At 67.6% G+C, this 15,289-nt stretch carries 13 protein-coding genes; 3 read left to right on the plus strand and 10 right to left on the minus strand.

Features of this window, described 5'->3' with window-relative positions:
• Positions 1-135 precede the first annotated feature (135 nt).
• Complete coding sequence (locus tag LC490_RS07880; RefSeq protein WP_223619812.1) at positions 136-1,227, plus strand: metal-dependent hydrolase; 1,092 nt, start codon at positions 136-138, stop codon at positions 1,225-1,227.
• Between the two features lie 84 nt (positions 1,228-1,311).
• Here the strand turns inward: LC490_RS07880 and dusB are convergent, their stop codons facing one another.
• The 9 genes from dusB to LC490_RS07925 all read right to left on the minus strand — a co-directional run bounded on the left by dusB (position 1,312) and on the right by LC490_RS07925 (position 11,674).
• Positions 1,312-2,310 (minus strand): tRNA dihydrouridine synthase DusB, encoded by a 999-nt coding sequence (gene dusB, locus LC490_RS07885; RefSeq protein ID WP_223619813.1) that lies wholly within the window; start codon positions 2,308-2,310, stop codon positions 1,312-1,314.
• A gap of 103 nt (positions 2,311-2,413) precedes the next feature.
• Positions 2,414-2,749 carry a YegP family protein gene (locus LC490_RS07890; RefSeq protein WP_031371423.1) on the minus strand — a complete coding sequence of 112 codons (336 nt, stop codon included), beginning with the start codon at positions 2,747-2,749 and terminating at the stop codon, positions 2,414-2,416.
• A gap of 253 nt (positions 2,750-3,002) precedes the next feature.
• Positions 3,003-4,109 carry a PepSY-associated TM helix domain-containing protein gene (locus LC490_RS07895; protein ID WP_223619814.1) on the minus strand — a complete coding sequence of 369 codons (1,107 nt, stop codon included), beginning with the start codon at positions 4,107-4,109 and terminating at the stop codon, positions 3,003-3,005.
• 22 nt (positions 4,110-4,131) lie between these two features.
• Positions 4,132-6,252, minus strand: a complete 2,121-nt coding sequence (locus tag LC490_RS07900) for a TonB-dependent receptor (RefSeq protein ID WP_223619815.1) — start codon at positions 6,250-6,252, stop codon at positions 4,132-4,134.
• Between the two features lie 568 nt (positions 6,253-6,820).
• A complete protein-coding gene (locus LC490_RS07905; protein ID WP_223619816.1) occupies positions 6,821-6,982 on the minus strand; it encodes a hypothetical protein in 162 nt (53 codons plus the stop codon).
• Between the two features lie 478 nt (positions 6,983-7,460).
• The gene (locus LC490_RS07910) at positions 7,461-8,438 is read right to left on the minus strand and encodes a ribokinase (RefSeq protein WP_223619817.1); all 978 of its coding nucleotides are present in this window, start codon (positions 8,436-8,438) and stop codon (positions 7,461-7,463) included.
• A 4-nt stretch (positions 8,439-8,442) separates the two neighbouring features.
• Positions 8,443-9,741 (minus strand): nucleoside transporter C-terminal domain-containing protein, encoded by a 1,299-nt coding sequence (locus tag LC490_RS07915; protein ID WP_031374196.1) that lies wholly within the window; start codon positions 9,739-9,741, stop codon positions 8,443-8,445.
• Positions 9,742-9,862: 121 nt separating this feature from the next.
• Entirely contained in the window at positions 9,863-10,999 is a 1,137-nt protein-coding gene (locus LC490_RS07920) for a GGDEF domain-containing protein (RefSeq protein ID WP_031374195.1), read from the minus strand.
• An 87-nt stretch (positions 11,000-11,086) separates the two neighbouring features.
• Entirely contained in the window at positions 11,087-11,674 is a 588-nt protein-coding gene (locus LC490_RS07925; RefSeq protein ID WP_223619818.1) for a TMEM165/GDT1 family protein, read from the minus strand.
• A gap of 728 nt (positions 11,675-12,402) precedes the next feature.
• Here LC490_RS07925 and LC490_RS07930 point away from each other — a divergent pair.
• On the plus strand, positions 12,403-12,954 hold the full coding sequence (locus tag LC490_RS07930) for a hypothetical protein (RefSeq protein ID WP_223619819.1): 552 nt from the start codon (positions 12,403-12,405) through the stop codon (positions 12,952-12,954).
• 128 nt (positions 12,955-13,082) lie between these two features.
• On the opposite strand, the gene LC490_RS07935 is transcribed toward LC490_RS07930, so the two are convergent.
• Entirely contained in the window at positions 13,083-14,036 is a 954-nt protein-coding gene (locus LC490_RS07935; RefSeq protein WP_031373074.1) for a hypothetical protein, read from the minus strand.
• 70 nt (positions 14,037-14,106) lie between these two features.
• On the opposite strand from LC490_RS07935, the gene LC490_RS07940 reads away from it, so the two are divergent.
• Entirely contained in the window at positions 14,107-15,078 is a 972-nt protein-coding gene (locus LC490_RS07940; protein ID WP_031373073.1) for an aldo/keto reductase, read from the plus strand.
• The last annotated feature ends 211 nt before the right edge of the window (positions 15,079-15,289 follow it).

A 15,289-nucleotide genomic window follows, 5' to 3' on the forward strand; every position in this document is an offset into this window, starting at 1 on the left:
GAGGCGATCGGTTCTCGGCAGGCTGATTATCGAGCAGCGCCGCAAGCGCTTCCAGGCAAGGCCGTGGGCCGTGCAGGGCGCCATCACAACGAAAAACAAACTCGCCGCCGCCGGCCCTGCGGTTAGCATTCGCGCATGGATTCCTTGACTCAAATCGTGCTCGGCGCGGCGCTGAGCGCCGCCATCGCGCCTGCCGGGCATCGCCGCGCGGCCTTGCTCGCGGGCGCCGCACTGGGCACCTTGCCCGACCTCGACGTCATCCCGGTCAACCTGTTCACCGCCGACCCGGTCGAACGCATGACCTGGCACCGCAGCCTCAGCCACTCGCTGCTGGTGTTGCCCTTCATCGCCTGGGCGATCTGGGCCTGGTGCCGCGAACGCGGCGGCCGCGTCGCGCAATCGCCCAAGCGCTGGTTCTGGGCGATGCAGGCGGCCTTGCTGACCCATCCGGTGCTCGATGCGTTCACCGTTTACGGCACGCAGCTGCTGTGGCCGCTGCCGGTCAAGCCGGTGATGTGGTCGAGCGTCTTCATCATCGACCCGCTGTACACGGTGTGGTTGCTGCTCGCCTGCGTGGTGGCCTGGTTCGCGCGCGAACGCAAGCTCGCGCAACCGGCGCTGGTGGTCGGCCTCGCATTGAGCTCGTTGTATCTGGGCGGCTCGCTGTGGGCCAAGTCGCGGGTCGAACAGGAGGCCGAGGCCGCATTGGCCAAGCTCGGGCTGGAGGACGCGCCGCGCTTCTCGGTGCCGATGCCGTTCAACACCCTGCTGTGGCGGGTGGTGGCGATGACGCCCGACGGCTTCGTCGAAGGCGAGCGTTCGCTGGTCGCCGATCGCGGGCCGATGCAGTTCCGCGCCTATGCTTCCGACGTGCAAGCCTATAGCCAGGTCAGCGGTTATCCGGCCGTGCACCGCCTGAAGTGGTTCAACCACGGCTTCATGAAAGCCGAACAGCGCGATGGCCGTTTGATCGTGACCGACCTGCGCATGGGCGCCGAGCCCGACTACAGCTTCCGTTTCGCGGTGGCCGAACGCGCCGCCGAGTCCTGGCGCGAGATTCCGCCGCAGCAACTGCAATGGCCCTGGGATGCGGCGCGCAAGCTGCCGGCGATGTGGGCGCGGATCTGGCGGGAGCCGGAGATCGTCGCCGACGCCCAGGCGCCCGCGCCGACCTCGATGCGCGCCGCGGCGATCCCGGCGCAAAGCCACAACGGCGGCATGCGCTGAGTCGCGGAGCAGGCGCCGCGCTCCATGCATCGGCGTCGCTCTAAACGATCTCGAAGCCGCTCGCGCCGCAGCGCGCCTGGCGGCTCAGGCCGCGACCGGCAGGTCCGGCGCGACGCCCGCGACCAGCGCGTCGAAGTAATCGCGGGTCAAGCGCAACTGCAGTTCGGCGGTGTCGGCGCGATTGACCACGGCGCGGAAAGCGGTGTTCTCGGGGCGGTCCTTGGCGTACCAGCCCAGGTGCTTGCGGGCGATGCGCACGCCCGAGACTTCACCGTAGAACGCATGCAGGTGTTCGAGATGGCCGAGCAGGATGTCGCGCACTTCGGCCAGGGTCGGCGGCGCCAGTTCTTCGCCGTGCGCCAGGTAGTGGGCGATCTCGCGAAAGATCCACGGCCGCCCCTGCGCGGCGCGCCCGACCATGACCGCGTCGCAGCCGGTGTGGGCGAGGACGAAGGCGGCCTTGTGCGGCGAATCGATGTCGCCGTTGGCGATCACCGGGATCGACAGCGCCGCCTTGATCGCGGCGATGGTGTCGTACTCGGCGTTGCCGGTGTACTGCTGGTCGCGGGTGCGGCCGTGCACGGCGAGTGCGGCGATGCCGGCGTCCTCGGCGATGCGGGCGATGTTGGGGGCGTTGCGCTGGTCGTGGTCCCAGCCGGTGCGGATCTTCAGGGTGACCGGCACGTCGACCGCCTTGACCACGGCCTCGACGATGCGCCCGACCAGGGCCTCGTCGCGCATCAGCGCCGAGCCGGCCCAGGCGTTGCAGACCTTCTTGGCCGGGCAGCCCATGTTGATGTCGACGATCTGGGCGCCGTGGTCGACGTTGTAGCGGGCCGCGTCGGCCATGATCTGCGGCACCGTGCCGGCGATCTGCACGCTGATCGGGTCGGGCTCGCCGTCGTGGTCCATGCGGTGGCGCGACTTGGCCGTAGTCCAGAAGCGCGGGTCGCTGGTGGTCATCTCGGACACGCACAGGCCCGCGCCCAGGCGCTTGCTCAGCACCCGGAAGGGCTTGTCGGTGACCCCGGCCATGGGCGCGAGGATCACGCGCGGCATGAGGGAGTAAGGGCCGATGCGCATGGGCGGCATTGTAAGCCACCCTGCGCGCGGGCCTGCTCGGGCCGTCCGTGGCCGGCCGCTCGCAGCCGGCCGCGAGGGGCCGGTCTGCCGAGGCGGAGCTCGTTCAGGCGGTGGGGTCGTCCACGGCCGCGGTCGGGGCGTTCAGCCTGACCGAGGCGACGCCTTTTTCGAGCGCGCCGTTGCTGGAGTACAGCTCGCTGGTGCCGACGATCTCGCCGTTGCCCGCCTTGAGCACGAAATAGGGACGGTCGTTGGACGAGGTTTTGCGCTCGTAACGGGCGTCGTTCTGGCTGTTGGTGCGCACCGCCTCGATGCCGTTGATGCACGAGGGCTTGGCCTTGTAGCCCTCGCTGCTGAGGATGGGCTCGCCGTTGCCGGCCTTGAGGACGAACTGGAATTCGCCGTTGCTGCGCTTGCTGATCAAGAACCTGCCTGCCATTTTCGTTCCCTCGGTTAGCCGCCTGCGGCGGACGTGTGACATCCGGTTACACGTCGATAGAACGCGGTTGTGAACCCGATCCGGCCGCAGGCCGCGACCGCCGGTCGGCGGAGCCGGGCGCGGGCCGCCTCAGAAGTCGTAACGCACGCTCGCCGTCACGTTTCGCTCCTCGCCGTAGTAGCAGTACAGCAGGCTGGCGCACGAGGGCACGTAGCGCTTGTCGAGCAGGTGGTTGGGTCGGCGTGGCGAGCGTTCAGCGATTGCGGCGCCGGCGCCAGAACAAAAAGCCGGTGACGAGCAGGAACGGCGGCGCCAGGCCGGTCAGCGCGATCAACCATTGCCAGGTGCGTCCGCCGACGAAACCGCCGTGCAATGGATAGATCGATTCGTAGCTGCGCGTGCCGAGTCCTTGCCGGGTCGCATCGAGGGTGCCGATCAATCGGCCCTGATAGGGATCCAGCCAGACCATGCTGCGTCCGACCGGATGCCATTCGTCGACGGCGCGACTGCGGATCGCGATCAGGCCGCTGCCGGCCTTGGGCAGGCTGATCCGGCTCAGGCGCGCGCCGGCGAGCGGGCCGTCCGCCGCGACCGCGGCCTCGGCCGCGTGCAAGGTCGCGGCCCAGTCGATCGGTGCGTCGCGCGCTTCCAGCTTGGGCGGCTTGCGCGGCTTGGCGTCGCCGAAGGCCGCACGCAGGCCGTCGCGCACCACATCGTCGTAGACCATCGACACGCCGGTCAGCGCTGCCAGCAGGGTCAACGGCAGCAGCCACAGGCCGATGCCGCGATGCCAGCTGAGCCAGCGCCGGGTCGGCGGCCCGCGGTACCACTTCAGGCTCGCCGCCAACGCTTTCCAGCGCGGCCACCACAGGTACAGGCCGCTGGCGAGCAGGAACACCGCGGCCAGGCCGACCACGCCGAGCACTTGCTCGCCGGTCTTTCCAGCGAGCAGATGGATATGCAGGTCGCGCAGCCACAGCAGCAGGTCGTTATCGGTATTGCGCAGCAACAACAGCTCGCCGCTGGCCGGATCGAAGTAGCGGCGTTCGTTGTCGGGGAAATAGGCCTGCCACACCGGCAAGGCCGCGGTGGGCAGGTCGATCGAACTCATGCCCTGGGTCTGCCAGTGGCCGACGATGCGTTCGAGCGCCCGTCCGCGTTGCTCCGCGCTCGGCAAGGCGTGCTCGGCGAGTTGCGGATAGGCCAATATCAGCAACTCGCGCTGGAACGCGAGCACGGTGCCCGACAAAGCGACCACGGCGAACAGCAGACCGGCGCTGAGGCCGAGCCACAGGTGCAGCCACTTCAGCGCCGTGCGCAGGCGCGAACGCAGCGAAACATGGGCCTGGCGGTGCGACATGCTGGGCGGGCCGGAAACGGATTCAGAAGCGATATTGCCAGCTCGCGCTCAACACGCGGCCGCGGCCGGCGACGTAGGTGTCGTTGCGCGGCGTGCTCTGCGAGTAGTAGGTCACGTACTGTTCGTCGAGCAGGTTCTCCACGCCGAGGTTGAGCTGGCCGGCCGGCAGCTTGAAGCGGGCCTGCAGGTCGAGCGTGGTGTAGCCATCGGTGCTGGCCACGCGCACGCCTTTGAGGTCGAAGTCGCGGTCCAGCGAGCGGCTGCCCTGCAGGCGTGTGGAGATATTCTCGCTCCAGCTGTGATCCCAGAACGCGATGATGCGGTCGGGGCTGATGTTGATGCCGGGCAGGTCGCTGTCGACGCGATCGTCGCCGTCGCTGTCGTAGCGGCCTTCGGCGCCGGCGTAGCCCAGGCCGACGCGGCCGGCTTCGGAGAAGCGGAAGGCGAAGTTGGCTTCGACGCCGCGGATCTCGGTGCGCTCGCGCACGACGTTATAGCTCTGGGTGTTGCGGTCGAAGGCCAGGCGCGAGCCGAGGTCGGAGTCGGACCAGTACGCCGCCACGTGCGCGACCCACCGGCCGTCGTCGAAGTCCAGGCCGACCTCACGGTTGTCCGACACCACCGGCGACAGGTCGACCAGGTTGTCGACGCGCTGGTTCGGCGCGGTGATGCCGCGCAGCACGCGGCCGATGTCGGCGACGGTGTAGCCCTCCGAGTACGAGGCGTAGAACTTCAGCGCATCGCTGGCTTCCCAGACCGCGCCGAAGTTCGGCAGGGTCTTGCTGGTCTTGGGCGAGCCGCCTTCGACGAAACGGCTGCCGCCGGCGTTGGCCGGGATCGTGTTGAAGTCGTCGACCTCGAGCCGGCCGCGCTCGTGGCGCACGCCGCCGGTCAGCATCACTTTGTCGGCGACCCACCATTCGGCCTGGACGAACGGCGACCAGGATTCGTACTGCGTCTCGGGCACCCATTTCAGGCCGCTGACGACCAGTTCCTGGTAGGTCGTGTCGCGCCCCCAGTCGAGGCCGAGGGTGACGCGCAGGCGCTGGTCGAACAGATTGTCGCGCGACCAGCTGAACTTGCCGCCGAGTTTTTCCGAGACGTTCTGCGACTGGTCCCACCAATGCAGGTCGCGGCCGTCGCGCCAGAAGTCTTCCCAGTCGGTGGCGCCGTACAGGCCCTTGAAGTCGACCCAGTACAACTGCGCCTGCAGATAACCGCCGGCCACGGACTTGTCGGTGTAGTCGAGCACCAGCGAGGTCGAGCGGTTGCGCGCGCCCTGGCCCTCGCGGCTGCCGCGCGCGGAGGTGGCGAGGCGGCCGCTGCGGATATCGCCGTTCACGGTGATGTAGTCGTTGTTGCCTTCGAGCTCGTAGCGATTGGCGGTGAGCTGCAGGCGGCGCTGCTCGTCGAGGTCCCAGCCGGCCTTGGCGAACAGATTATGACTGCGCGCGTCCATCAGGTCGCCCTGGATGTCGTTGACCGCGATCGCGTCGCCATTGCCGTCGTAATACAGACCTTCGCTGGCGAAGGAGACGCCGCCGACGAAGTCGAACGCGCCGTGGCGGGTGCCGAACAGATACGAGCCGCGATAGCCGCTGCCGTCGCTCTGGCTCGGCAGCGCGGTGCTGGCGCCGAGGCTGAGCTCGTGGAAGCTTTCGCCGTCCTGGCGCGGCGCGCGCTTGGTGATGATGTTGATGATGCCGCCGGACGCGCCGAGGCCCTGCAGCGCATTGGCGCCGTGGATCACTTCGATGCGTTCGATCATCGCCGGGTCGATGGTGTGGCCGTCGCGACCGCCCTCGCGCAGCGGCGTGGACTGCGGCACGCCGTCGATCAGATACAGCGGCTTACGCCCACGCAGGGTTTCGCCGCCGTTGGTGAGCTTCTGTCGCGACGGTGCGAACGAGGGAATCAGGTTGGCCAGGACCTGCGAGATGTCCTGGGTCACGGCCAACTGCTGGCGCAGCTGTTCCTGGTCGATCACGGTGATCGTATTGGCCAGCGCGGCCTCGGAGTTCGGCATGCGGCTGGTGCTGGCCGAAACGGTGACGCGGTCGATGTCCTTGGCCTCGTCGGCGTGGGCGACGGGCGCGGCGAGGGTCGCCAGCAGTGCGCTGGAGAGGAACGAGAGACGGGGCATGCGGGGTAGGCCTGAGAACTGCGACAGGATTCGCATGTTAATGCGAACCATTCTCAAACAAAAGGGTGGGGCTTGGTTTTTCCCTTGAGGGGGCCGGATGGGGCGTTTCGCGCCCCCTCCGAGGGGCTACAGCCTCTGTAGGAGCGGCGTGAGCCGCGGCCAAGGGATGCGCATGGGCAACGACGCCGATGCCATTCATCGAAGCCGCGCGCTTTCGCGAAGGGTAGGAGCGGCGCAAGACGCGACCAAGGGATGGTAGAGACGTATCGCCGTCGTCATTGATCGAAGCGACGAACTGTCGCGGGGTAGGAGCGGCGCGAGCCGCGACCGCGCAACAGGCGGTTGCTGCGCTTCTCACCGTAGAGCTGTGGGGCAAGATCTAAAGCTTCCGCCCGCTAACGCGGCCGGGTTACTTTCTTTTGCTAAGCCCAAAAGAAAGGTAACCAAAGAAAAGGGCTCTCCTTGCAAGGGCACAGGCCACGAGTTCGCAGCTAGCGCCGGGATTTTTCGATAGGACGTCCTTGTCCTATCGAAAAACGGCGCACGTCCTGTGCGCCGCCCTCCGGGTCTACGGTTGCATCGCAAGCTCGTTGCTGCGCCAAGCTTTCATGGCAACAGCAACAGCAACAGCAACAGCAACAGCAGCAATAGTGGCTAAATCGCCGTTGCTGTTGCCGTGCGTCGCCTCGCACTGGCGAAGGCAATCGAATACCCAGAGGGCGGCCTGCATGGATGCAGGCCGTTTTTCATCGGGACAGGGATGTCCCGTATGTAGATCCCTGCGTCGGCAACGATCGTGCGGGCCTGTGATTCAAAACAAAGCATTTTTCTTTGGTTACCTTTGACCGAAGGGAATCCAGACGGACTTTTGTTGCTTATGACAAAAGAAAGTAACCCGCCGCTTTAGTGGCGGAAGCTCTTAGCGTTTGATCTAGATATTGATCTTGCTTCAGAGAGGCGCCGCAAGACCGTCGCAGCGTGGTCGCGGCTTGCGCCGCTCCTACCCTCGCGAAAGCACACGGCTTCGATGACCGATATGAGCGCTGTCGCCGCAGCGCGTCCCGCGGTCGCGACTGACGTCGCTCCTACAGAGGTCTTGGACAGTAGCGACGTGAGGCCATAGCGACGATGTCGCGGCTCGCGCCGCTCCTACCCTTCCAGGTAAACCCGTCTGGCTTAGAGACGCGCCGCCGTCGGCCGCAAACCGCTCAGCCGAACCGCGCGCGGACTTCGGCGTCGCGCGGCATCGCCGCGGCCGCGCCGACGCGTTCGGTCGACAGGCCGGCGTAGCGGTTGGCGTAGGCGACATGCGCCGCGAACGGGGCCTCGCCGGGGGTTGCGAGCGAGGCGGCGAGGGCGCCGTTGAAGGCGTCGCCGGCGCCGGTGGTATCGATCGCCTTGACCGCTGCCGCGGGGCAGCGGTAGTACGCGCGGTCGTCGCCGTGCAGGGCGCCGTCGGCATGGGATACGAAGCAGCCGGCCTTGCCCAGGGTCACGATCACGCTGCCATGCCCAAGGAGGCGGCGGCAGTGCGCGTGCAGCTCGGCGTCGGGCAGGGCGCTCAGGCTGTCGGGATCGAGCGCGCTGCCGGTGCGCAGGCGCAGTTGCGCGCAGAACTCGGTTTCGTTCGGGGTGATCACGTCGGCCAGCGCCCACAGCGCGTCGCTGGCGACGGCGTCGGCCGGGGCCGGGTTGAGCAGGGTCAGGGCGCCGATGCGGCGCGCCGCGGCGAACGCGGCTGCGGCCGATTCGACCGGCGTCTCCAATTGGCTCAACACCACCTGCGCGGTGCCGAGCAGGGCGTCGTGGCCGTCGACGAATTCCGCCGACAACTCGGCATTGGCGCCGGGGCCGATGACGATGGTGTTGCGGCCGTCGGCGTCGACGTAGATGCCGGCGGTGCCGGTCGGCGCGTCGCTGCGCAGATCGCGCAGGTCGACGCCGTCGGCGGCGGCGAGCGCGCGTGCGAGCTGGCCGCCGGTGTCCTCGCCGAGCGCGCAGACGAAGCTCGTCTGCGCACCGGCGCGCACGGCCGCGGTGGCCTGGTTGAAGCCCTTGCCGCCGGGACCGGTGTGGTAGGTGCCGGCGAGGGTTTCGCCGGGCTGCGGCAGCGCGGCGAGGGACCAGACGTGGTCGACGTTGAACGAGCCGACGACGACGACGCGACCTGCGGTGGCTTGGCTCATGGGCTTAGGCGGAGAAGTGGGTCAGCACGCCGGCGATGGTCGCGGTCATGAAGGTCGCGATCGAACCGCCGAGCACGGCGCGCAGGCCGAAACGCGCGAGGTCCTGGCGACGCTCCGGGGCCAGGCCGCCGATGCCGCCGATCTGGATCGCGATCGAGCTGAAGTTGGCGAAGCCGCACAGGGCGTAGGTGGCGATCAGACGGCCTTCGTCGCTGAGGGCGACGCCGGCGACCTTGCCGTTGACGATGTCGGCCAGGTGGGTATAGGCCACGAACTCGTTGAGCACCACCTTCTCGCCGATCAGGCCGCCGACTACGTTGGCGTCGGCCCAGGGCGTGCCGATCACCCAGGCGATCGGCGCCAGCAGGAAGCCGAGCAGGGTCGACAGGTCGGTCGGCTTGCCGATCGCTGCGGCCAGGCCGGTCTGTTCGCCGATCCAGGTCAGCGGCGCGTTGACCAGCGCGATCAGGGCGATGAAGGCCAGCAGCATCGCGCCGATATTGAGCGCCAGGCGCAGGCCGTCGCCGGCGCCGGCAGCGGCGGCGTCGATGATGTTGGCGGTGTTCTTCTCGACTTCCATCTTGACCGTGCCGCGGGTCAGCGGCTCACCGGTCTCGGGAACGAGGATCTTGGCGATCACCAGGGTCGCCGGCGCGGCCATGATCGAAGCGGCCAGCAGGTGTTTGGCGTAGAAAGCCTGGGCGTCCTGGTCGCCGGCGCCGAGCATGCCGACGTAGGCGGCGAGCACGCCGCCGGCGATGTGGGCCATGCCGCCGATCATCATCGTGATCAGCTCGGATTCGGTCATTTTGGGGATGTACGGCCGTACGGTCAGCGGCGCTTCGGTCTGGCCGATGAAGACGCTGGCGCAGACGCTGGTGGTCTCGGCGCCGGACACGCGCATCACCTTGGTGATCGCCCAGGCCATCGCCCTCACCACCGCCTGCATCACGCCGAGGTGGTAGAGCACGCCCATCAGGGCCGAGAAGAAGATGATCGTCGGCAGCACCTGGAAGGCGAAGATGAAGCCGAATTTGCTGACGTCCATGAGGTCGCCGAAGATGAACTTCGAGCCGGCGCCGACGAACTCCAGCACGTGCACGAAGCCCTTGCCGATCGCGTCGAACACGTCCTTGCCGCCCGGCACCAGCAGCACCACCGAGGCGAACGCGATCTGCAGGGAGATGCCGATGGCGACCAGTTTCCAATCGACCGAACGGCGGTTGACCGAGAACACCCACGCAATGCCGACGAGCACCGCCAAACCGAACAGGCCGAAGGCCACGCGCGTAATCGAATCCACTCCACTCTCCCCGGGCGCCGGAGCCCCGGCGGCTTGTTAGCGACTTATTAATCGGGGCAGCCTAGTGCAGTGACGGCGCCAGCGGCAAGCTGCGCCGCCGGGCTTGCCAGGGCCGGCTCGTTCAGATATCGCGGGCGACCACGCGATTGCGGCCGGATTGCTTGGCCCGCTGCAGGCGCAGGTCGGCGCGGCGGAGCAGGCGCGAGAGGTCGCCGCCTTCCTGCGGAAACGTCACCAGGCCGGCGCTGAAGCTCAGCCACAGCGGCTCGGCGCCGCGGCCGGGCTCGAACGGGCGCTCGGCGACGGTGCGGCGGATCGCGTCGACTTCCTCGAAGGCGGTGCCCAAGGGTTTGCGCATCACCAGCAGGAATTCGCCGCCGCTCAGGCGGACCAGCCATTCGCTGGGTTCGGCCTGTTCGCGCAGCACCGCGACCAGGTGGCGCAGACTGCGGTCGCCGAGGCGGTGGCCGTAGTCGTCGTTGATGCGTTTGAAATGGTCCAGGTCGATCAAGGCCAGGGTCAGGCTGCCGCCATCGCGGCGCACGGTGTCGAACAGGCGCGGGATGCGGTGGGTCAGCCAGGTACGGTTCGGCAGCCGGGTCAGGCCGTCGGTGCCGGACATCTCGATCAGGCGCTGCATCCGGTACACGACCATCGAGGTGGCGATGGTCACCATCGCCAGCAGGACGATGCGCTGCGACTGGCTGCCGACGGTGACCGCGCCGTAATCGCTGGACATCAGCTCTTCCGGCGAGTCGGCGGCGGCGAATACGGCCACGATCAGCACAGCGTACTGGAGCAGGGCGAGCAGGCCGGCGAACAGGGTGACGCGGCCGTCGCTGCGCAGCGCGGTCATCAGGATCGCGAACAGATAGCCGCACCAGACGATCAGGCTGTTGAGCCCGGCCGGCAGGTGCTGGGCCGCGAGCGCTGCCAGGACCAGGGTGGTGGCGGTGACGTCGAAGCCGGCAGTGGTGAAGGGCAGCCAGCGGTAGCGGCGCTGGCGCCGGGCCAGGGCCAGCCACAGTTGCGAGAACACGTTGACGAAGACCGCCCCGCCCAGGCCGATCATGGTTTCCTTGACGCTGCCGCCACCGATCGCGTTGAACAGCGGCAACAGCAGCAGCATCGCGGCGAGCACCGCGCGCAGTCGCGCCACCAGCAGTTCGCCGCCGGCGCCGATCTCCAGCATGATTTCGTCCGGCCGCAGCAACAGCGCCACCAGTACGCCGCGCAACCTTCCGCCGATGCCGTGCATCCCTACGCGATCCCCTTGCCGTCCGCGGCGAGCATAGCGCGAGAGCCGGTCGCCCGGCTCCTGCGTGAGCGAGGGTGAGGCGGCCGGTCAGCCGATTCCGCGCACCGCGACCCAGATCGCCAGTGCCGCGAACACGGTCGCGGCGACGTAGCGCGCGGTTTTCAACGGCAGGCGGTCGGCGAAGCGGCTGCCGAGCAGCGCCACCGGCACGTTGGCGAGCAGCATGCCGACGGTGGTGCCGGCGATCACCGCCCATAGCGGTTCGTAGCGGGTCGCCAGCAGCACGGTGGCGACCTGGGTCTTGTCGCCGATCTCGGCGAAGAAGAAGGCGATGGTGGTGGCGAGGAAGGCGCCGCGCGCCGAGAACTGCGGCTCGTCGTCGAGCCGGTCGGGCTTGAGCGTCCACAGCGCGACCGCCAGGAAGCTCGCCGCGACGATCCAGTGCAGCACCTGCGGCTGCAGCCACTGCGCGACCAGGGTGCCGAACCAGGCGGCGAGGGCATGGTTGAGCAGGGTGGCGACGAGGATGCCGGCGATGATCGGCCAGGGTTTGCGGAAGCGCGCGGCCAGCAGCAAGGCGAGCAACTGGGTCTTGTCGCCGATTTCGGCGAGCGCGACGGTGCCCGTCGAGACGAGGGTGGTGACGACCGAGGCCGGGAGAAAGGACAGATCCATGACAACTCCGGGGTCGGGCATTCGCGTGGACGCGAAGGCGGACGATGCACGGCCCGACCCGGGTTGCGCGCAACGCCTGCCTTCGGTCTTGCCCGTGGTCGCTAGCGCTCGGCGATGGGTCGTGGACCCGGATCGTTCGCGCTGGCTGCCGCTCATGCGCCATGGCCGGTGGGCCAAGTGTGTTGACGCATGTCCCCGCGGGCCTTGGCGGCTGCGGGTGGGCTACTCCCCGGAGGAGGAAAGTGGGGCGGATTGTAGCTGGATCGAGGGGAAGGGTGGGGAATGAGAATCTTTCGCTGTTGGGGGCTGTAGCGGTTCGTTGCCGCTAACCCGCTAACCCGCGCTTCCGCAATTCGGCAACCCGCCCCCGCGATTCCCGATTCGCAGGCTATGCGCTTGTGCGCGGTCAGCGATGTTTCCCGTGCTCGGCGTGTTGGCTTTTAGGGTAGGAGCGGCGCAAGCCGCGACCGCGTCGTCTCAATCTCGCGTCGTTCCCGGCCGTAGCCTCTGTAGGAGCGGCGTAAGCCGCGACCGCGCAGCTGGCGGTTGCGGGCTTCTTGCCGCAGAGCGGTGAAGCCACATCAATTGCAAAGCTTCCGCCCGCTCACGCGGCCGGGTTACTTTCTTTTGCTAAGCCCAAAAGAAAGGTAACCAAAGAAAAGGGCTTTCCTTGACGAAGCTCCCCTGCGAGTTCGCAGCGCGCGCGGGGATTTTCCGATAAGACATCCTTGTCTTATCGGAAAACGCCGCACGTCCTGTGCGGCGCCCTCTGGGTCTACGGTCGCATCGCAAGTTCGGAACTGCGCCAAGCTCTCCACGGCAACGGCAACGGCAACGGCAACGGCAACGGCAACGGCAACGGCAACGGCGAATCTCGCTCTAAGGGTAGGAGCGGCGCGAGCCGCGACCACGCAACCCTGATCGCCCGCGCCGGTCGCCGCGGATCGCGGTCGCGGCTCGCGCCGCTCCTACAGGGGATGGCGACGCCGCAATCTGGTTCCCTCGTTGGCTACGGCTACGGCTACGGCTTCAGCTTCAGCTTCAGCTTCAGCTTTGGCTTGGGCTTGGGCTTGGGCTTGGGCTTTGCGCCGCCGAGCACTCGCGAAGGCCATCGGAGACCCGGAGGGCGGCGCGCAGGGATGCGCGCTGTTTTTCATCGGGACAGGGATGTCCCGTATGAAAAATCCCCGCGTCGGCATCGAGCCTGCGGGCCCTTGATTCAAAGAGAAGCATTTTTCTTTGGTTACCTTTCTTTTGTTGCTTTAGACAAAAGAAAGTAACCCGCCGCTTTAGTGGCGGAAGCTTTTGGCGTTTGATCTAGATCTTGATTTGGTTAGAGCGATGCGCCGCAAGCCATCGCGGCGCCTATCCATGTCGGCGTCAAATGCACCGACCGCAACAAACACGGTCACTGCGAACACGGACTCTCGACGTTCTCGTCCGCATACAACGAGGCGAAGCCGGCCGGCATCACGCGCGGCATGCGTTGCAACGGCGGTTTAAGGGTCGGGAAGTAGTCGCGTTGCCATTGCGCGGCCAGGGCGACGGCGGCCGGTTCCAGTGCGGCATGGCGCGCTTCCGGGCGGTCGGCGGGCTTGCCGGAGAGACGGCCGATCAGCAGGCGCATGGCGCGGGCCTTGGTCGGGTCGTTCGGGATCAGGCCGGTGATCGGCGAGGAGTTGTCGCTGTAGCCGACCATCAGGTCGAACACCGAGGGCAGGTAACCGGCTTCGAACGAGAGCTGCATCATGTTGCCGGCTTCCGCGCGCCAGCGGTCGAACTCGGGCGTGCCCATGCGCGAGTAGTCGATCAGCACCGAGTCGCCGCGGGCGTAGCGGTACATCGCTTCGGGTTCGCCGGCGAGGGCGGCCTGGCGCAGGTAATGGTTGCCTTGTTTCCAGGCATCGGCAGGCGCACTGCGGCATTCGGCGACCATGTGCCGCGCGCGGTTTTCGAGTTTGCTCATGTAGGCGCGTTGCTCGGCCGGCATGTCCGGACGGGCGTTGTCGTCGGCCGCGGCCAGCACCTGCTCGGCGGCGGACAGGTCGGTGCAGCGCAGCAGCTCCATGCCGAGCTGGCAGGAGGCGCGGCTGTCGCCGGCGTCGGCGCGGTTCTTCAGCTCGGCCAGGGCCGGGTTGCGGTAGTCGCCGGCGGCGGGCTGGATCTTGCGCGGCGTGGCGGCGGCCGGTGCGGTGTCGGTCGCCTCGGGCGCGTCGTCGGCGATATCGGCCTGGATGGCGTCGGGTTCGGGCATCGCCGGCGCCGGCGTGCGCAGGCGCCATAGTTGCCAGGCCAACAATGCGACCGCGATCGCGATGAAGATCACGATCAGGCCTCGGGTTTTCAGGTTCGTCGTCGCCACATGCAGTCCTTTGTCGCATCGTCCAGGGGCGTAGCATGACCGCAGTCACCGCTCAGATTGGAGTGCATCCATGCAGTACCGTCGCCTCGGTTCATCCGGCCTCCAGATTTCGGCGCTGTCGTTCGGCGCCTGGGTCACCTTCGGCGCGCAGATCGGCCGCGACACCGCCCGCGAGCTGATCGCCGCGGCCTGGGACCACGGCATCAATTTCTTCGACAACGCCGAAGGCTATGCCAACGGCGAGGCGGAGCGGGTGATGGGCGAGGCGATCGCCGATCTTCGCCTGCCGCGCGACGGCTACTGCGTGTCGAGCAAGGTCATGTTCGGCTCAGTCGAGGAGCCGGGTCCGACCCAGAAGGGATTGTCGCGCAAGCATGTCACCGAAGCCTGCCACGACGCGCTGCGTCGGCTGCGTGTCGAGCATCTCGATCTGTACTACTGCCATCGTCCCGACCCGGACGTGCCGGTCGAGGAAACCGTGTGGGCGATGGATGCGCTGATCCGCCAGGGCAAGGTCTTGTACTGGGGCACTTCGGAATGGCCGGCAGCGCTGATCCGCGAGGCGCACAAGGTCGCCCGCGCTCATCATCTGCATGCGCCGACCATGGAGCAGCCGCAGTACAACCTGCTGCATCGCGAGCGGGTCGAACTGGAATACGCGCCGCTGTATGCGGAACTCGGCCTCGGCACGACGATCTGGTCGCCGCTCGCCTCGGGCTTGCTGACCGGCAAATACCGCGACGGCATTTCCGCGCAAAGCCGGCTCGGCCAGGCCGACCAGCAATGGTTGCAGCGGATCGTGCTCGGCAGCTCGGACCAGCGGCGGCCGCAACGCGCCGACGCCTTCGTCGCGGTCGCGCGCGAGCTCGGCGCGGAGCCGGCGCCGTTGGCGATCGCCTGGTGCCTGCGCAACCCGCACGTCTCCAGCGTGATCCTCGGCGCCAGCCGCACCGAGCAACTGCTGCAGAACCTGCAGGCGCTGGACTGGGTCGATCGCATCGACGAGGCCGGTTGGCAGCGGGTGGAGCGCGCGACGGCCTGACGCGGCTTGAGTTGGGTGAGGGGCGGACCGCGCATGACCGGGGTCGCAGAACCGGCGGTTGGGGTGTTGACTGTCAAATGAGAATCATTATCATTCTTGTCGAGCCCACCCCCAACGAGCCACCGTCATGTCTCTGCGCAATCCGGTGCTGCAACTGAAACCCCGTAGCGATCGTCCCCTGGCTGCCGTCGCGGCGCCCGTCGCCGTGCCC

Source organism: Lysobacter sp. ESA13C, assembly GCF_019970005.1.
Taxonomy (GTDB): Bacteria; Pseudomonadota; Gammaproteobacteria; order Xanthomonadales; family Xanthomonadaceae; genus Lysobacter; species Lysobacter antibioticus_B.